Consider the following 19,721-nt stretch of genomic DNA (forward strand, 5'->3'; position numbering starts at 1 on the left):
ATGCCCAACCGTCGCTTCAAGCTCTATTTTGCCTGGAACTGGGTTGCTGAGAATTCCGCCAAACTCGGAGTCTTGGAACACAGATACCCGACGCTGTTCGAGTTCAGGCGCGAGATATGGCCGCACTACGAACATAATGCAGCTCAAGCAGATCAGGGCGTCCTCGGCTTCATGGAACACGTGGTGTTGTCCGACTTCCAGCACTTTCGCGATGTCATTCGTGACGCGACTGGGAATGATGTTGAGGTGGTTCATCGATACGTCGACAAACTGATTCCATTGACCGAAGAACTGCTTGATTCTACTGACACTTTAATCGTCGTCAGTCTTGATCACTCTTGCACTTCGCAATTACCGACGGCGGCCGAGATTGCAGCGGTAAATAAATTCCTTTCGAGGACCGAAGCGTGCTTGATCGTGAGTCCACACCACGACATCGGTACGATCGGAAGTGACGTTGAGAGTCAGGAAGTCGAACATCGGCATCATAGCGACCAACTTGTCCCGGCCGCGCAGGACATCGGAGGTTATGCCAGATGCTTGCTGGAGGCCATCGGAGTGCCAGTTCGCAATCGATTTGGATTAAATCCTGCGACCACGCCTGAAGGCTCACCAGAGTCGATCATCGTTGCGCCACTCGACGACCTCGGGGTCTTAGCTGACGTCAGTACGTTCAACGCACACCCGCACTTGCCACACCTGGAAATTCGGCCCGGAGCAAAAGGCAAAGTTCGCGTCCTGGCCAAGCAACCGATTAATCCACTCGCAGCGCCGCACCCCTTCTCGCGCATAAACACCCACTTCGACGCGTTGCTTTGGGCGCCGCCCGACGGTGAGCGTCGCGGACAAACCGTGATCTGTGATGCAACTCTGTGGAGCGCCGCTTTTGGAGGACTGGCAAGCCTAGAGACATTGTGGCGCAACTTAGCAAGAATGTAGTGCGAGGCTTTGTCATCGCCAGCTTGGCGCATAAATTTGTTGCGAGCTATTTATCGTTTGCGTGCAATAGCTTACGAAAAATGACATTCTCACGCACAGATCCAAGACACAGCTAGGCTGAGGGCCGCGATGAAAGCGTGCAGCTGTAATTCTTAATCTTGTCGAAAGCCGGGGAATTCAAATCCTGTCGCCACTATCGAGATTGGTTGTTGATTAGGGCCGTCTCGGGTAGGGATGGCCGGGTAACCCTGTATCCTAGGTGGACTGGCGCATCATACGCAGCGGCGAGGATTTGCGCACCCGCTGCATGCGTAAACTCAACGCTCGCCAGCGCACCAACTTATCCACGAAGAACACGCTGAGCGGCGTTGCGCATATCTTCGGCGCTGCTACCCGAGATAGCGTGAAAGCCTCAGAGCGAGTCCTACCAACGTGCGCACCGGGTTGGCGGCGGTGCTAATCGGCATAACCGACATATCGCAGACATAGAGCCGGTCGGTCCCCACCACTTTCAGGTCCTCATCTACAACGGAGGCCGTAGCGAACGGCTGATCGTATCGAGGTCGCGCGGGCATTCGCAGAGAACCAACAGCGTGGTGAACGGTGCCGTAACCGAAGCCCTTGTTGCTTTGGCCATACCAGGCTTCTTCTGCCGGTCGCGCCGGCTGCCCGTTGATGCGGAACTGCGAGAAAATCCGATAGGTGACTTCATTGAGAACGGACCAAATCTCTTCCGGACTTTTGTGCCAGCCGGCCAGCGCCGGGAAGCGCGACTGCGATAGGCGATTGGCGCGTTTTAGATTGTGGAAGACGATTTCCGGCACGTATTGGAACGGAGGCGCTGGCTTCACTTCGTTGTCGTCGTCTAAGCAGTTGCCGAAGCTGAATTTGATGTCAACCCGCGCCACGCCGCCAGTAGGAGCGGGCCCGTCTTCGCTTGGATCGTTCTCCCGCAAGTGCCAATATTCATGGTTGAGATTCATTTCGACATTGAAGGGAAAACGGATCTCGTTTCCATCCCGGATGCCGCGTGAGTAAAAAACGATCTTAGCATGGTCGCCATGATCCAGATTCACGTCGCCAATGCCATCCACGAACGTGGTGACGCCGTCCGTGGTCGGGTGGTCCGTAAAGCCGCGGCCCACGAGTCCTTTCACACTGTCGGACAGCCAAGGAAACATACTAGACCTGCGCAAGAGCTTCGCGCTTTCGACAGAGCCAGCTGCGAGCACTACTTTACCGGCTCGGAGTATTCTCGCCTGACCGGTGACCAGGTTGCGGGCCACGATTGCCAAGTGACTGCCATGATCCTGCACGTCTTCGACGAAGTGTCGAAAGAGAATATGCAGACCGGGGCCATCGCCGTGACTTACGCCCGGAGTCAGACCAACTTGATTGATGAGGAGTTCGGCCGTATTGAAGACCCCCGTGGGCTCCGTAAAGAACTCGTCTTTCGGCGTGCCATCCGCCTGCAGGTACGGCTGATGCAGCGCGCGTGGAGTCTCTTGAATGGAAAAATCGGCGGCGAGCGAGGAACTGCGCAATCGAGAGACAACGGCTTGGGCAACCGCTCCCATAGAGCGCGACTCATTCATCGCATCGCCGGCCTGATTGAGCAGGCCAGCCTGCAGATCCTGGCGAACACGTGGAGGAAAGAAATCGAGTTCCCAGCCTTGAATGGTCGGGATGAGACCTGACCAGAAAATGGACCTCCCCCCAAAATTCAACTGCGGTCGCTCACCCACAAATAGTTCATCTTGATCCGAGCCGCCAGCCTGCCAGAACGTGTCACAACCAAAGTGCTTGGCCAGACTCGCGTTCGGAAAACGGGAAAAGTTATAGACATGCGTGGGATACAGAAAGGATCCCGCTTCAACGACGAGTATGCGCAGCTGTCTGCCGAGCCGTTCAGCTAAGTCGTCAGCTAGAACGCCGCCACCCATTCCAGATCCGATTACGACAATGTCAAAGTCATTTCGATCACTGAGGTACTGCAAGACCAGTCGCTCTCGGGCCGGGGTGTCGACAGCGACAAAGTTGGGGTAGGTCGAAGCTTGAAAGGTCATGACATGCTCCTGTGCCAGGCAGGCATAATCTCTTGAAGTCGCTTACTTAAAACCGCAGAGTGAACGATTCCACGGGGCAATACTGGCCATCGAGCACCAGAGCATTTGCCACCAAATGACCTGGCAAGTTGTGCAGTAAGTCTGGCCCGACATACAACGTCAGATTTCGCGATGCTTCGTAAATGAAGTAACTGGGGCTGAGACCGTTATTATCCTTTCTGGCGACATAGAGCGCGACCTGCCCGGCAGCAGAATGGTTTTGCGAGAAGTAACCGGAGGATAGAGAGGTCTGCTGCTCCAGAACTTCGTAGCGCTCGCCTGGCTGGCGCAGCGTCAGATCCAGTTGAGCCAATGAGGCAGCATCAGAAACATTGTGCACCGCGCCCCAGCCCTGGGCCGGCCCGAAGTAGAAGCGAAGCGTAGTCAGCAACATCTCTTTCTCGCGAGTGTTGCCGCCGCCATCGAGGTCAGTTGCTTGGAGTGCGGCGAGAAAAAACTCATCACGCGGCAACATTATCAGGCCTCTAAGGGAAAAATCCGATTCTGTTCGTCAAATTGCCTTAGCGAGATCTCAATGAGAATACTCTAGTTTCCTGCGGCGCATACTCCGCAGAAACTAATAATTCCTTCGAAGGGGCACGCCTGCCTACTGGCACTGATAGTGGTTCCAAAGAATTGGCGCCCGTTCTCGCAGAAAACATTCTTACGGCATCTGCAATACTCGAGCGATCTACTTCGAGTGCGGCCATCCCGGACCGTTATAGGAAGTGCTGAGCGTTGCAGACTCATTGAACATCGCTGCTATCCCTCCACCGCCCAAACGACGCCGCGCCGACGAGGACAATGTGCTGCAGCAAACCAGCATCCTTGCAGCCCCCAAGCCCTTCGCAGACCACCGCAGGGGTGCACGACGCCCCTACAGACACCGTCAAATGAAGCAAAAACCCCAACCACCCCGCAAATGGGGCAATGGGCAATCCGCGACGAATGCGAGTGATCCTGCAAATGCTCGACCGTCCATTAATAGCTCTTGTGATGTATCTATCTTTCTTGTGAATTCGCTGGACGCACGCGCACGAATCGATACACTACCCTCCCAATCCCCCTAAAGTCGCTGCGCATAGCTTTTTTATTTCCCCTGGGTAGTCAGCCATTTAGCGGTCGCGATTGGATCACGGACCATAGCCTGCGCTGAGCGCGATACGCAGTCTCAGAGGGTGGTTTGCGATATGCGTGCTTCACCATTTATTCTCATTCACGAGCCACTTAAGGAATCGCAATGAGTATCGCAACGCAAATGGCGGCGGTCATTGATCGATGGCGTTCGACGGCCGTTAACGTGCCTAGCCACCAGTCGCATCAGCTGTCCAGCCATCCGGTTGCATGGTGGTTCAACACTCAAAATGCGACAACCGTCGAATTGATGCGGGCTCTCGCCTCGGATACGGCATATGTCACCCCAGGGAATCCCGAGACAAGTCGCATCATCAAGGTATTTCTTCGCAACGACCGCCCGATGGGAAGAACGTTGGCCGGCGACCTCCCTGTCATCCGGCAATGGATCGCTGAGGGGGCGCCGACTGAGCTAGGGGAGGTCGCTCCCGTTGCGCCATCCCCCCCACAGAAGTCGCCGTGCCACTTCCCACGCCGGAGGAGGAAAAACAAGCCTTCCACAAGTTGGTAAACATCGAGAGCTATCCCGAATTTCTTCCCCGAGCGAACGAGATCGCGAGGGCCTATCTAGCGAACGTCGATTACACGCAGGACGAACTTCATACGCCAGGCGCAGCAGCCCCCGGAACGGCCTCGCGGTCTTTAAGCTTTCGTCTCCATATCCTTCCTTGTTTCAGCGACGAAGATATCGAGGTGATGAAAGATTTCGGCCTGGACCTCTCCGACGTTAATCAGGTCGCCGCACGAAGTAGGCAAATACTCGGCAGGCTTAAGGGAACCACTGGCGCGATCATGCCGCCCGCTGATCATGATGGGCCGTGGCCTGAAGAGTGGATTCGGACATTTGAGCGATGGATCAACGAGGGGCATGCGCCATGAAAGAGATCAAAGCCAAGAATCTGTCGGCTCAGATTAACTATAAGGCTGAAGGAAACCCTCCGGGACGCTGCCTTACACTAGCATCTCCAACTGCTACCCCGGGCTTGAGTTCGACTTCAGAGCCGTATGGAAGAGTTTATTCGAGGGCATCGAACTTCACGAGTGCGGCTTGACGGACTTAGGGCACATCGTTGTGCATGTCGAAAGAGATTCGAAAGCCTACAGTGCCGGCGTTCGCGACCTCGACTTGCTGGTTGCCGTCGAGGGCGTCCGCGTCGTGGCATCGGAATCCAGCACGGGAGCTCCCCTTGAGTTTTCGAATGCTCTCGCCGATGTGCTGGAAAAAGTCGGTGCCGAGGTGGAATGCACATTCTTCTCGACCGATAGCGGGACGAGCAAGGTTGTCGCACTTTTCGTTCATCCCATCTTGATTGACGGAGTGATTTCCTCCGACCTCGCGCCTCCCGGGCGTCTCACTCAAGGGCTTTGCTCGCCTTGGTTGGCTGATTATCGAGAATGCGGGTGCTACTATTGGGCGGCAAGTCGTCCCGATTTTGTTAATGCTCGATTGGAAGGAGCCGGTGGAGCGAGCGGAAATAGCTGGATGCAACGTGATCGCACGATCCGAAATCGCCCCGATGCTCGTCCATATCCGAATTCGCCGACTCCAGACCTGACTCATTTCACCTATCAGGAACTCTACTTAGAGTGGCAGAGCAAGCTGAAGTTCGTCGTGCGCGGGCAGGATTCAGAGTGAAATGAATCAGCATACCAGTCATCATCGACCGCTAAAATCCAGCGGCGCGCTTCCGGTTATCAATCCGCCTCCTCTGCCGCCGCCAGCGTCGTTCGAGCTGTTTGCCTACAATCCGCACGTCCATATCTTTGACTCTGAAGGCGGACCACATGCGTATGTCGCCAATCAGTCTCAAGTATTTTCAATCCCGGCGTCTCTCGCAGCCCGCCTGTCAGACCAAACCGATTTCGCCTGCGATCCTCGGGAACTACTCAGTCAAGTAGGAATCTCCTCATTCGCAAACTCCGCCGGCGACGCCGCGACAACGTCCCCCATTCGGTCGCTGTCTCTGGCTGTGGCTCAAAAGTGCAATTTGAGTTGTGGGTATTGTTATGCGCAGGAAGGAAGCTTCGGAGGGCCAGTAGCTTCGATGTCCCCGGACGTTGCGAGAGCGGCCGTCAATCGCCTGCTTGCTACGGCAATGCCCGGCGATAAGTGCCATCTAATATTTCTTGGCGGCGAGCCGCTGCTGGCGCGCGACGTCTTAAGGATGACGACAGAATTTGCCGCTGAGCTTGCCGAACTACGCCGCGTGGCAATTGGTTTCTCGATTACATCAAACGGCACTCTAATCACCCCCGATGACGGTGATTTCTTTGAGAAGCACAGATTTTCTGTAACTATCAGCCTAGATGGATTGGGAAGCGTGCATGACCGGCTACGTCCATTCAAAAGCGGAGCCGGCACTTTTGATCGGATCATGAGCAATATTCAACCGCTGCTCGAGCAACAAGGCGAGATGCAAGTCTCTGCTCGCGTTACGGTTACCCCGCGCAACCTCAATCTCGCTGATACCCTTGTCGGTCTTATCGATCGAGGATTCCATTCCGTTGGCTTCTCTCCAATGCTCACATCACCCACCGGAGTAGATCAAATGGATTGGAGTCATCTTCAGGTGATGCTTGAGCAGATGATCATCTGCGGTAAGGAATTCGAAAGGCACGTTCGCGGCGGCATTAGATTTCCATTTAGCAATATGATGGCCGCGATGGAGGAAATTCATCGAGGTTCGAGCCGCCCCTATCCCTGCGGCGCCGGGATTAGTTACTACGGCGTCTCCGCCGAGGGCGAATTGTCGGCATGCCATCGATTCGTGGGCGATGCAAAGGGAAGCATGGGGAACATCGCGACTGGAGTCGACGCGAGCCTTCAGCGGCAATGGATGACTGAGCGACATGTCGACTCGCAGGAACCTTGCCGGTCGTGCTGGGCTCGCTACCTGTGCGGCGGCGGCTGTCACCATGAAGTACTTCACCGCGGTCGCCCCTCCTGCGACTACATTCGTGGATGGCTTCACTACAGTCTTCAAGCGTACATCCGATTACTTTCTCACGTGCCGGATTATTTCTCGCGCGACCGTTGATCAATGTTAAACGCTGAAGTATGCGTTATAGGCGCTGGGCCCGCTGGCAGCACAATCGCTGCAGAGCTCGCCAAGGCGGGACGCGAAGTCATACTGCTCGAGGCGCATAGGCTTCCACGGCCACGCGTCGGCGAATCCCTGGCGCCGACAATTCTGCCTTTACTTGAGTTCTTAGGAATAAAAGAAGCTGTTGTCGCTTCGCAGTTTCTCCGTCCGCAAGCGACAATTGTGCGTTGGGGCGCACGCTCCCAAACCCGAGAGGTCGAGGGTGACATTCCAGGATTTCAAGTCGATCGCGGAGAATTTGATTCGATCTTGGTGGAGATGTCGCGCCGAAATGGGGTTTGCTTCAGGCAATCGACCCGTGCCTTGACAGCAACTCGCGATGAAAATGGTAGATGGAGAATTCGTGCCGCAGCGGACGGCGTTCTGGAAACGATCAACTGCGACTTTGTTGTTGATGCGGCAGGGCGTAGTTCCTTCTTGCGTAGACAACGACTCAGCCTAACCTGTCCAACCATGGCCATCTATGGCTACTGGCGGGATGCGCAGCTAAGCGGCGATGAAACTCGCATCGAGGCAGGACCTGAACAGTGGTATTGGGGAGCTCCTCTTCCGAGCGGCTGTTTCAATGCGACGGTATTTGTGGATCTATGCCGCATTCGAGCTGCAGACAATCCAGTTACGTTGTACCGAGCGTTGCTATACGAATCGGAGCTACTTAGAGATTGCTTGCGGGGTATCTTAACGGCAGATCCGAGGGTTTGCTGCGCCACGCCCTCCGTCGCGTCAGAGGTCGTAGGCGAGGGATGGATCAAATGCGGTGAAGCCGCTTTTACTATCGATCCACTATCGTCTCAAGGCGTTCAGTCTGCAATTAGCAATGCGATTCAAGCAGCAGCGGTAGTGCACTCCCTTCTCGGTTGCCCAGGCGGTAGTACGGTATTAGCCCGGCAGTTTTACCGTGAGCGAGTGCAAGCAGCCGCATTTCGCAATGCCATGTTCGCGAGTTCGATGTACCGCGAACCAGCTGAAAACTTTCAGACGAGTTTCTGGTGGAGTCGCGCACAAGTTCATGCCCCTACGATTAGTACGTCTGTGGCCAGACTGCCTAGTAGCGAAGATGTTCTCATGTGGTCGACAGATGCTGCCGTGCTGCAAACTCCCGTCATCGACGGTTTCTGCGTCCGTCTGGGAACTGCGGTTGTGCCTCCGGGCGCTAAGCCAGTAGCCTTTGTTGGAACAGTTCCAATTGTTGACCTGCTAGAAATATTGCGATTTCCTCGCATCGCCAAGTCTTTACTGAGCATACTGCGCTCGCGATACGGCTGCCAAGTCGGAAACGAAGTGTATCGATGGTTAATCGAGTCTGGCGTCGTGCGACAAAAGAGCGCGGTCTCTCAGAACACACAGGAACAAAAGAAGGTCAACATAGATTAGTTTGATCTGACGAAACCCGGTGTGCTTGGCTCGGCGAACTGAGTTCGAATCCTGCACAAATGCAAATTCTTTTGCGATTCTGCGTCGAATTGGGACAATTGCTTGATTGCACGCTAGCATGCGATCTTAAATATGAGATTAAATTGAGTTGAGAATCCTGCGAGTGCATTCACCGAAGATAATAAGGTGACACAAGATACCAATTCGTTACGAAAAAGCAGCCGCATGTATATGACGCACTAGCGCCCTTTGAAACAAACATCGACACGGTAGAGGTGATCACTGTCACTGTGCTCTGCGGGCGGTATCTGCGGTTCGCGAAGGGCTACTACCTGAAGAACAGTAGGTGTACCGGGGCCACGCGGGCGATCAAGTCGTCGATCCGCTACCGACGGTCCGTTCGCTGATGTTAAAACGTTTGGCGGCTTGCTTCACTGCAAGCAGTTCCGGCGCTACCTCTCCCTCGCCGCATCGTGGCAAAGCTGCGCTAGCGTCCGCCAGTGCCGCGTGAGCCTTTCGAACGATGGAGCGGGGCCAACGCTCAAGGCCTGGACGACTTCGCGGCAAGATTTCTTGTGCGTGAATGCTGCTGCGCCATCGAAACGGCAACAGCTAGTCATTCCGCGTCGTCCGGCTCACTCTCCCCGGCCCGACGTGAGCCGATATGGCTTCGGTGTAGGCGTCGAGTTCTTTCAGGTTTCAGATTCCCCGTACCGAGGTACGTAGTGCAGACTTCGCGTGAATAGAGATGCAGTAAGCATGCCGACGCCAAATCGGAGCGGTTAAGTCCTCCAATCTCCAAAAATAGGCCGGGATAACCTGAAAACGCACCATCGACGTTGCGAAGCTGACCTAAGCAAGGCTCATAAATAGACTATTCGCCATAATTTTTCCACGAATCAATTAAAGATCTATGCGGACAATATCCGTTTCATCTGCCCGAAATGCCGGAAGTCCATCAAAGTGCCTTCCGCGATGGCGGGCCGACAGGGTAAATGTCCTGGCTGCGGTGATCGTGTGACAGTCCCGCCATTCGAAACGGCCGGCTCTTTCGCTGGCCCACCCGCGACGCCCAAAACGGCGTTGCCGCCGATACCGCCTCTTGCCGCCGCGCCCGTGCATGGGGTCAATCAGCCGCAGGATATCGTCGAACACGTCTCCGCCACTCCCGCGCATCCGCCGGTCGCTGTTCAATTGAACGTCAGCCAAACGACTACTGCTCCATCCAATGCGTTCAGTAGCCTCGGAATCTCATCCCTAATGATTGGCATGCTAAGCCTATTCACGTTTTGCATCCCCCTTGTTGGCATTCTCGTTTCGTTACTGGGGCTTGGCCTTGGAGCCGCCGGGCTAACGATGGCCATCCTCCGCAAGGGGCGCGGAATCGGTTTCTCCATCGCTGGTATCGTACTCAGCGGGATAACCTTGCTTATTGCCTTGTTCTTCATGTTCGTCATGAGTGCAGGCGTCACGGCGATGGATCAGGCGATCAAAGAAGCGGAAGCACGACAACGGGCGCAGCAGAACCAGCGACCTTAACCGGAGTTTCCGCATGTCAGACTGTGCGAACCTCAAAGCTCCTGAAGAGGCAGCTGTTCTTGCTCTTTACAAGCAGACGTACGATGAAACCGTTCGCTATCGTGACTACCCTTAGAAAGTAACCGCTTGGACATTCGCGATACGACTAGGTTCGGTTAAGCTCAGGCCGGTTGACGCCAGTGTAAATCAATGCGAGGTAGATTTAGTTCTCGTTGGCATCTTAGTCGTGGCATTCGTAGCGAGCCAAAACATTCTCCACGGACTGCAGCGGGAGTTTGTTGAATGCCGCCAGCGACTAAGAAAAATTGAGGATCGCTAAATCTTTTATATCCATATCCCAATCATAACTGCAAGACGCTCCTTCCGAGCAGAAGCAAGCTGATTGACTACAGGTGGGAAAATGCAAATGGATACTTCCACGCTTGGACTGCCGTTAACACCGCAACGTTGATCTACTATCTCTGTAGCGTTTGTTGCTAGCTGCCCGCACCGTAGCCACTTCGGGTTCATCGTGACGTAATGGCTAACCTAATCGCTGGCCTTCCCAGCAATTCAGGTAGCAGCCGCCAACGTCGCTAAAGACGCGCATCGCATGTCTTTTCTAGCGCGCCAGGGTGTAACCCAATTCTTGAGACTCTCTGGAGTCGTTTTCGCTGAGTGCAGCGTCGAGACGATCTGAAATACGGACTGGCTGGCTTCGCCGTTGGAATTCACGAACGCGTAGAACAAATTGTCATTCGATAACTCTTCATTCTTCTGGCTTAGCAGCCATTGCCGCTTGCTACCTAGTTCGCCTTCACCTAAATGCCCACGGAGTACGCGCCGTCAGTTGTGGACGCCACTATGTCGATGCCCTGCGCGTTGCGCAGCGCAACAACGGCGAAGTAGGCTCTGCGCGACAACTCGGCAGCGACGAAGTATTGGCCAGACATTCCTAACAGAATCTTCTCTAGACGGACGCCCTGGTGGAACCTCATGCGATTGCGATGCCCCCTGATATCGCAACCTCGTGACGTAGTGGCGTCGCCGCGTAAGCTATTCGCGATTGCTGAGAAAATCCAAGCGAGAATAGCAGAGATTAGATCGCAGGGGTCGATGGGGCTGCAGGGCTCGCTCTGCCCCGCCCTCCCCCGCCGTTGCATCCTTCATCCTCGCAGTTCCGGTCCCCCTGCCGTCTGCTCATTCTGCCAGCTTTTTCCACAGACACGCTTTCCATGACCTTGCATGTCTTCTGCAATCCTCTTCCAGGGCAAACTGAATTATAAAAGGTTGCAGATTGAGGTTCATAGCGCCTAGAAATCTTTTGTACCTCGGCTCGAACTCGACGCAGGGCAGCCGCTTCCGTCTCCACCACCGCCTCGGCCCCAGCAGCGGCGAGGGTTGATGCGACGGCGAAGGCGGGAGGGCGAACAGATCTGCGAGCAGCAAAAACTTGCTTCGCATGCGCTTGATCGCCGCGGTAGTGCGATCTCTTGTGATGCGATGGCGTGGCGAGCATTGGCGCTATCAGGGCGCCATTTTGCCAGTGCAGCGATGCATTGAGATTCGACGTCGAGAGCGAGCACGACGCTCACGAACACTTCACAGACTCTTCATTGGCTGAGAACCCAGCCGCGACTTGCCGGCCCCTACACTCGCTCTCGCCGGTGAATGCTGCATTGGTTGGGCCTGACCATCCTTGATACCCATGGTCAGGACGGGCATCTCGCCGGTTTTTTAAGACATCCTCTCTCCGGGAGCTCGAGATGAAACGTCCGATTCGTCGTTGTGGAGTCGCATTAGCACTTGGGATTTGCCTTGCGCAAGGCGCTCTAGGGGCCGTCTCGTTCACCGGGAGCTATGCGGAAACTTTCGATTCGCTGCCAAGCTCGGGCGCCGCCACCGGGTGGACGAACGACAGCACGTTGCCGGGATGGTCGCTGTTTAAGCGTCCGGCCCCCGGGTCTCCGCTGGCATCGATCACCCCCGGCACTGGCAGCAGCAATGCCGGTGCAATCTACAGCTTTGGCGGCTCGGGCGAAGCCGACCGCGCTTTGGGCGGCGTTGGCTCCGGCGGCACCTACTGGGGCAGCCCGAGCACGAACGCAGTTGCAGGGTGGTTCGCGGTCGCCCTCACCAACGGCACTAGCTCGCTGATCGACTCGGTGACGTTGGCCTTCGACGGCGAGCAGTGGCGCGACGGCGGCAACACCAGCGCTCAAACGATGGTGCTGGAGTACGGCATCGGAGCCGCGTTTGAAGCTGTTACCTGGACCGCGCCGGGTGGGAATTTTGATTTTGTTTCTCCGATTCACTCTGCCGCTGCCGCTTTGAACGGCAACGACCCCGCCAATCGCGTGGCCGGTCTCGGCGGCAGCCTTAGCGGCTTGCCGTGGGGCGTCGGCGAAACGCTGTGGGTTCGCTGGATCGAGAACAACGACGCCGGAAACGATCACGGCCTCGCGGTCGACGACTTTTCGGTGACCTCCTCCGTGGTTCAACCGCCGGCCGACGATGCAGATTTCAATGCCGACGGCACGGTCGACGGGGCGGACTTCTTGGCGTGGCAGCGCGGATTCGGCGCGGGCTCGACGCTCGGCGAAGGGAACGCCAACGGCGACGGCGTGGTCGACGCGGCTGACCTCGAAATCTGGAAGGCTCAGTACGGCCAGTCTTCTGCGACGGTTGCCGTCGGTGCGGTGCCCGAGCCTTCGACGTGCCTGTTGGGCGCGATTGGCTTGGTTGTATCGCTGGGCGTCGTTCGTCGCCGCTCTTAGCAACCCATTGATCCCGCATCTGAAACCCCAATTCAAATTTCCAGCATCGCCTAAACATCTTTGGAAGGGTTTGTCTAATGAAACTAAAAGTTCGGTACGCGCTCGCGGCCCTCGCCGCGCTGGGGCTCGCTGCCCCAGCCACTGCGGCGGTGGTCCACAGCAATCCGATTACAGGTTCCAATCCGGGACTAGTGAGCCCCTACACGACCGGGCAAACGGTGGCGGCTAATTTGTCCGCTTCGGGCATCGGTCATGGTGCGGGCGCCACGGGCACGAGCGCAAACGACCGCTACGCCGCCAACTCCTGGAATACGACTAGCCTCGACAACACGGCGTACTTCGATTGGACGCTGAGTCCATCGAGCGGATTCTCCATCGATTTCGCGTCGCTGACCGGTAATTGGCAGCGGTCGAGCACCGGGCCCAGCTCCTACTCGCTGCGGTCCTCGCTCGACGGCTATGGAGCGGACCTCGTCACGGGCTCCATCGGCGGATCAGGGACGGCCGAAGCTTTCAATCTGAGCTTGGCTTCCGCGACGTTGAACTCCGTCGTTGCTCCGATCACGTTCCGCCTCTACGCCTGGGGGACGACGAACTCCGGTGGAACGTTCAGCATCAACGACTTTTCGTTCGATGCGGCGATCGCCGCCGTGGCGACGGGGAACAACTCGGTCATCACCGGTCCTGTTCCGCAGTCGTTCGGTCGCGTCATGGTCGGACAAACGCCGTCGATCAACTTCAATCTTGCCAAGACCGGCAGCGATGCTACGACCTACGCGGCGACCGCGAACAACAATGGCGTCGTCGTGACTGCTGATGGAGCGATTGCCAGCGGCAGCCAGAGTGAGAACGTCTCGCTACAGTTGCAGAACAACGCCAATGGTTCCGCCAACACCGGCGTCAAAGCGTTCTCCGTGGCAGTCGACAACTTGGCCGCTACGAGCGCTGCCGCCGGTCAAGGCTCGGCAGATCCCAACGATGCAGTCGCCGTTTCAGCGACCGTCGTGGCGAATCGGGTGCTCGCCGCTTCGCAGGTTGACTTGGGAAGCGTCATCGTCGGCGTCGCGACGCCGTCGCAACTCACGACCGTCACCACCACGGGCGATGACAATAACAACACCCGCGTCACGCTCAACGGCGGTTCGGCGACCGATAGTTTCGTTACCGTGGCTGCCGCCGCCACGCAGTTGTTCGACAATTCGGCCGATTCGACGGCTCGGGGCGTTGCCGGAACATTCGCCACGGCTGGCGCCAAAAGCGGTAGCGTCGCCCTTGCTGTGACGGGCGAAGGCCTCGCTGGCGAAGCGGTGCAGAGTGCGGCAGTCGACTACGTCGCTACGGCATTCGATCCCAGCGCCGCCGCCTTCTTGTCGAACGCCGGCACGACGCTGACGCTCGACTTCGGCACGGTACTCCAGGGAAGCGGCGTCCATTCGCTCGGCGACGCGATCTACAACGTCTTGCAGACGCTGGACTACACGGCAGGGCTCGACCTCGACTCAGTGCTCGGCAGCGGCGACCTGAGCGTGCTGTCGGCCGACTTGGTCAGCGGAGCGTTCACGAACCGCGCGGCGGGGCAAACGAACGCCTTCGACTTCTTAGCTTCGTTCGACGGCAATGCTCCGATCGGCACGTACTCGACGACGTACACGCTCGGATTTTCGGACGCCGACGGCATCGCCGGCGCCAGTTCGTTCGGCGCTCAGCAACTGACGCTGCAGTTGACCGGCACGGTCGGCGTTCCCGAACCGTCGACGTTCGTCATGGGACTTGCCGGTTGCGTGGCATTGCTCCGCTGTCGACGGATGCTGGCATAGCCCGCAGTTTCGATTTCTTGAACGCCGCCGCACTCAGCAATGCGTGCGGCGGCGTTTTCTTTAATGCGATTTCCCGCCTTTTTTCGATCAGTGTCTGGCAATGCGCCGATTAGATCATTGCCGCGCACGACGTCGACCGCGTCGACGCCTCACGTTTTGGAGCATTGTAGTTCGCTATGTTCATTTGCCGGTTCCGCGCCATCGTTACATTCCTGGCCCTTGTTTGCTTGACCGCTGCCGCCGCCCACGCGCAATACAATCCGCCGACGACTTACTACAACTCGGCGACCGGCACAGGCGCGACTCTTAAGAGCCAGCTGCAGACCATCGTCAGCAGCATGACCGGCATCAACTACGGCAACGCACGTTATTCCGCGTTAGTCACTGACGCCGATCCGAATGCTTCCGGCAAGATCCTGCTGATCTACAATCGCGCGTCGGTAGCGGCGACGTGGGACAACGGAGCCACTTGGAATCGCGAGCATATTTGGCCGGTGTCTCGACTCGGCGTCGGCGACCCCAGCAATTCGACGACTGGCGTCGCCAGCGATCAATTCAACTTGCGGCCGGCGAATCCGAGTATCAACTCTTCTCGCAGCAATAGCCCGTTCGGCTCCGACAACAGCACCGGCGCCTACGGCTACAACGGGTCGTACTACTACCCCGGCGACTCCGACGCCGGCGACGTGGCTCGCGCCCAGTTCTACATGGCAACGCGCTATAGTCAGCTAACGCTGGTCGACGGATCGCCATCGGGAACGCAAATGGGCGATCTCTCGGCATTGCTGAACTACCACTTTCGCGACGTTCCCGATGCGTTCGAACAACGCCGCAACCATGCGATCTACGGCCTCGCTGGCGAGAACAGCCCCGCCATCAGCAACGCGTATGCACAGAAGAATCGGAACCCGTACGTCGATCACCCCGAGTTCGTCTGGTCGGTATTCGTCGACCAGATGAATGACAGTAGTATTTCGATTCAGGGGGGAACCTCCACGGGCGGCAGCGGATCGGCGCTCGATCTCGACTTTGGTCGCGTCCTCGTCGGGGCCGCCGTTCCCGCCAATCGCTCCGTGACGCTTAACAAAGCCGGCCTCGACGGCACGTACTTTCAGGTGACTTCTACTGGAAATGTCACGAGTTCGCTCACGGGCCGCTACAACGCCTTCCGTAACTCGACGACCGACTCCAAGGTCGTCAGCATCGGCGTGACAGGCGGCACCGCAACTCCCGGCCTCAAGAATGGCCAAGTGACAATCGACAATCTTGACATCACAACGCAAGGCGGCAGCGGCGTCGGCGCCAACGACGCCAACGACGTCATCACCACCAAGCTGAGCGTGCTCGATCACGCCAATCCGTCGTTCAGCGGCGCCAGCGACGTCAATCATCTCACGTATGACTTCGGCACGGTGGCACAAGGGAGCGCCGCCCCTGTGTTCAGATTTGATCTCTTTAACCTGGGCGCCAACAGCGGGTTTACGGCCGGCTTGGATCTCGATGGAGTCAGCGGCGCCGGCAACGGCGCCGCGTTCTCAACGACCCTCGCGAGCTTCACTGCCTTGGCGGCGGCCAACAGCAACAATTTCTCGGCATCGTTGAGCACGTCGACATTGGGGGCGTTCTCGGCGACTTACACGTTGAACTTCTCCGACGAGAATCTGCCCGGCGCTGCGGCACTCGCTCCGCTGACCTTGTCGCTGACTGGCATGGTGGCCGCGGCGACTCAATCGGCGGATTTCAACAACGACGGGATGGTGGATGGCGCCGATTTCCTCGTCTGGCAACGCGGCTTCGGAGGCGCCGGCGGAGCGACCGACGGCGACGCCAATGGCGACGGCCTCATCAATGAGTCCGACCTGATGATCTGGAAGGGACAAGCCGGGGCGGCAACCGCGGTTGCCACGACCGTGCCCGAACCCCAAGCGCTCGTTCTGGCAGTATTCATTGCAGCGGCATTCGCTTGGCCGCATCGCCGGGTAATTCGCGGCGCGGTGCGCTAACAAACCTGCGGTCTCTCCGAATATTGATCGATCTTGGACCATTTTTCGACCTACCGCCTGACACAATTGTCGTGGTAACGCCGCAGTGGTCGCATTCGCGCTGCCGTTTTCAACCGCAGCCGCTCGCGATGCGTACGCCGTGCGGTGCAGACCGCTGCCAAGTCATTCACATTCCAACTCACGATTCGCACAGGCGTTTGGGCGATGGAGAATAGATTGAAAGCCAATCTCAAGAATGCTCACTGCCGCGGCAGCGAGCAGCCCAATTCACACTCAGGATTCACGCTCGTCGAGTTGCTAGTCGTCATCGCCATCATCGGCGTACTGATCGCCTTGTTGCTACCAGCCGTCCAGGCGGCGCGTGAAGCCGCGCGGCGCTCGCAGTGCGCAAACAACATCCGCCAATTGGCGATTGCCGCGCAGGACTATCACGGCGCGAAGAATGAATTCCCGCTTGGCATGGAGATGATGCCCGGGCTGAACACAACCAGAGCGACGATGTTCGTACGGTTGCTTCCCTATGTCGAGCAAAACGCCCTCTACCAGAAATGGGATTTTAACCCAACCGGCTCGGGCCAGTTCCCCTCGAAGAGCATTACCAACAATCTTGCCACATCGCTCGCGGCCACGCTCATTCCGAGCTTTGTCTGTCCGTCGGATCAATTCGCCGAGAACCCCTATCTGATGCCGGGCAGCACCCCGCAAGCCTTCCCTTCGCAAACGGCCGCCGGCGCCGCGATCGGCTACTACTCCGGAACCAGCTACGCCGGCAATTACGGCGAGGGCTCGTACTACACGCAGTATTCGCAGTTCCGCATTCGCCCCAGCGGCATCTTCTTCCTCACGGGACCAGACGCCGCGTTGACCACTGGCCTGCATGTGCTGGCTGATGACCACCGTAATCTCCCGCCGGTGAGAATCGCAGCCGTGACGGATGGAACCTCTTCAACGCTCATGTTCGGCGAGAAGTATCACTACGACGAGTTCTTCGATAGTTGGACCAGCGGCAACAGCGGGTTGAAGATGCACCAAGTCTCCGCCTGGGCTTGGACTGGCGGCATGAAAGGGACAGCTCACATTTTCGGATCATCGGCTGTGCCCATCAACCAAACGGCTCGTCACTACACAAGTTCGCCGAACGATATCCAAGCTCAAGATCGCCGCTTCAACGGCTGGGGCAGCGGGCACGTCGGCGGGGTGACGTTTGCATTCTGCGACAGCTCCGTCCGTTTCATCGCCGACGCGATTGACCAAGTGACGCTCGTCGGGCTCTCTACGCGGGCGGGTGAAGAGATTGTGCAAGCTGGCGCCTACTGATTGAAATTGACTACCCCCACTTGCGAGACGAGCCATGAAACTGGCGGCGCCGCTTGCGAACTTCCGGCAACCATTGCTCATCGCAATAGCGATCGCCGTCTCCTGTGGTTGCGGCGGCCGCGAATACGAGACGGCCGAAGTTGAGGGCATTGTGACGATCAATGGCCGCCCCGGCGACGGGATTCGCATTGAGTACGCTCCAGACGGTTCACAGGGCGGCAAAGGTCCCTCCTCGACGGCGGAGACGGACGATCAAGGCCGCTTCCAATTGCAGTTCTACGACGGCAACGTTGGCTCGATGCAACGAGGCGCCGCCGTCGGCTGGCATCGGATCGTCGTCACCGACCAGCGTCTCGCAGGGTCTGCAACAGGACGCGATCTGAAAATGCGCTTACCCGCAGAATACATGTCAATCGGATCGACCTCGCTAAAGCGCGAGGTGGTTTCGGGCAAGCAGTCGCATGAAATCACGATCCCTTAAGCAAATTAACGAACTTAGTAGGCTCGGCGTTCATTAACAGACTCTTCGCGCAATCGCAACCAAGCGTCGACTACACTCTCTTTAATCTCTCCTTGCGAGGCGGCCCACACTTTATAAGGCTTCCCGAATATGGCGCCGGTAGTGTCTGACAAGACGTCAGCGACAGGAGTTCTTCGTGCTTATGCTTCTGTTCCTGCAACTGGTCGCGTCGAAGCGAATAACGGAAAATTTTCGCACGTGATGCGCGACCAAGAAAGCCTTGACGGGACTGCAGGATATCAACCGTCGATGGCCGAGAGCGAATCCCTGCCTGGCAAATCGGTGCTGTTGGTTGCGTCAAGCTCGCCCGCTCGAACCCACTTTCGTGAATTGATCGCCACAGGCGGATACCGCGTCGCTGCGGTTTCGAGCGCTAACGAAGCATTGCGTTTGCTGCGGATCGAGGCCTTCGCGCTCGCCGTCGTTCACGAGGTCGACGACAAAACGCCATCGAGGCTAAGTCGCGAGATGAAAGCGCTGACCGACGAGGATTTGCGACCGCCGCTGCCGGTGGTGCTGCTCGCTTCGACGTTCGACCCAGACTACGCGGTTCGCTGTCTGCGGGCTGGATCGGACGACTACATCACCGGCCCCCACCTCGAACCACGCGTGCTCCTTGCGAGACTCGAAGCGGTGCTACGCTCCTACCGTCGGCAACGCACCGAGCAAGAACGTGAAAAAAAACAACCGGCCCGCATCGGCGCCATCATGATCGATCCCGAGCGATTTCGAGTCGAAGTCAACGGCAGCGCGGTCGAAGTGACTCGCATTCAGTTCACGCTGCTCTACGCGATGGCCAGCCAACCCGACCGCACGTTCACTCGCCCACAACTTCGAGGAATCATCGCCGAGCTGGGAGGGAATCTCGACGACGGATCGATTAAATCGCACATCCACCACCTGCGGCGGCGTCTGGGAGTCGCAGGACGGCAGATTGAAACGGTGCGCGGCCTCGGCTACCGACTAGTTACTTGACGAGCCGTTATGGTATCCGCCGCTTACTGCAATGTACGCGTTCAGGGCCGGTAATCCCGTCTCCATTCAAGTGAATAAAGCGCCTGGTTCTACACCGCTTAGCAGAAATGCGGATTTTTGAGATGCAGATACGGCAGG

14 protein-coding genes are annotated in these 19,721 nt (G+C 57.4%); 12 read left to right on the top strand and 2 right to left on the bottom strand.

Annotated elements, in window-relative coordinates; genetic code table 11:
- A complete protein-coding gene (locus tag PLANPX_RS22710) occupies window positions 1–939 on the top strand; it encodes a hypothetical protein (RefSeq protein ID WP_152100936.1) in 939 nt (312 codons plus the stop codon).
- 389 nt (window positions 940–1,328) lie between these two features.
- Here the strand turns inward: PLANPX_RS22710 and PLANPX_RS22715 are convergent, their stop codons facing one another.
- Both PLANPX_RS22715 and PLANPX_RS22720 read right to left on the bottom strand, forming a co-directional pair.
- Window positions 1,329–3,005 (bottom strand): GMC oxidoreductase, encoded by a 1,677-nt coding sequence (locus PLANPX_RS22715; protein ID WP_152100937.1) that lies wholly within the window; start codon window positions 3,003–3,005, stop codon window positions 1,329–1,331.
- 46 nt (window positions 3,006–3,051) lie between these two features.
- On the bottom strand, window positions 3,052–3,519 hold the full coding sequence (locus PLANPX_RS22720; protein ID WP_152100938.1) for a hypothetical protein: 468 nt from the start codon (window positions 3,517–3,519) through the stop codon (window positions 3,052–3,054).
- Window positions 3,520–4,637: 1,118 nt separating this feature from the next.
- Between PLANPX_RS22720 and PLANPX_RS22725 the strand changes: the two genes are divergently transcribed.
- From PLANPX_RS22725 to PLANPX_RS22775, 11 genes are all read left to right on the top strand, one after another.
- Window positions 4,638–5,057, top strand: a complete 420-nt coding sequence (locus PLANPX_RS22725; RefSeq protein ID WP_152100939.1) for a hypothetical protein — start codon at window positions 4,638–4,640, stop codon at window positions 5,055–5,057.
- A 169-nt stretch (window positions 5,058–5,226) separates the two neighbouring features.
- Entirely contained in the window at window positions 5,227–5,814 is a 588-nt protein-coding gene (locus PLANPX_RS22730) for a hypothetical protein (protein WP_152100940.1), read from the top strand.
- A 1-nt stretch (window position 5,815) separates the two neighbouring features.
- Window positions 5,816–7,216 (top strand): radical SAM/SPASM domain-containing protein, encoded by a 1,401-nt coding sequence (locus PLANPX_RS22735; protein WP_152100941.1) that lies wholly within the window; start codon window positions 5,816–5,818, stop codon window positions 7,214–7,216.
- 3 nt (window positions 7,217–7,219) lie between these two features.
- Window positions 7,220–8,656, top strand: a complete 1,437-nt coding sequence (locus tag PLANPX_RS22740; RefSeq protein ID WP_152100942.1) for an NAD(P)/FAD-dependent oxidoreductase — start codon at window positions 7,220–7,222, stop codon at window positions 8,654–8,656.
- A gap of 1,356 nt (window positions 8,657–10,012) precedes the next feature.
- Entirely contained in the window at window positions 10,013–10,195 is a 183-nt protein-coding gene (locus PLANPX_RS22745; protein WP_172992262.1) for a hypothetical protein, read from the top strand.
- A 1,745-nt stretch (window positions 10,196–11,940) separates the two neighbouring features.
- On the top strand, window positions 11,941–12,951 hold the full coding sequence (locus PLANPX_RS22750) for a PEP-CTERM sorting domain-containing protein (protein ID WP_152100944.1): 1,011 nt from the start codon (window positions 11,941–11,943) through the stop codon (window positions 12,949–12,951).
- 77 nt (window positions 12,952–13,028) lie between these two features.
- Entirely contained in the window at window positions 13,029–14,768 is a 1,740-nt protein-coding gene (locus PLANPX_RS22755; protein ID WP_152100945.1) for a beta strand repeat-containing protein, read from the top strand.
- A gap of 176 nt (window positions 14,769–14,944) precedes the next feature.
- Complete coding sequence (locus PLANPX_RS22760; protein ID WP_152100946.1) at window positions 14,945–16,771, top strand: endonuclease; 1,827 nt, start codon at window positions 14,945–14,947, stop codon at window positions 16,769–16,771.
- A gap of 216 nt (window positions 16,772–16,987) precedes the next feature.
- Entirely contained in the window at window positions 16,988–18,088 is a 1,101-nt protein-coding gene (locus PLANPX_RS22765; protein WP_172992263.1) for a DUF1559 domain-containing protein, read from the top strand.
- 34 nt (window positions 18,089–18,122) lie between these two features.
- Window positions 18,123–18,569: a hypothetical protein gene (locus tag PLANPX_RS22770; RefSeq protein WP_152100948.1), complete on the top strand. Its 447-nt coding sequence runs from the start codon at window positions 18,123–18,125 to the stop codon at window positions 18,567–18,569.
- 240 nt (window positions 18,570–18,809) lie between these two features.
- Window positions 18,810–19,583, top strand: coding sequence for a response regulator transcription factor (locus PLANPX_RS22775; protein ID WP_172992264.1), 774 nt, complete (start codon window positions 18,810–18,812; stop codon window positions 19,581–19,583).
- The last annotated feature ends 138 nt before the right edge of the window (window positions 19,584–19,721 follow it).

It is taken from the genome of Lacipirellula parvula, from assembly GCF_009177095.1.
In the GTDB taxonomy this organism is placed as follows: Bacteria; Planctomycetota; Planctomycetia; order Pirellulales; family Lacipirellulaceae; genus Lacipirellula; species Lacipirellula parvula.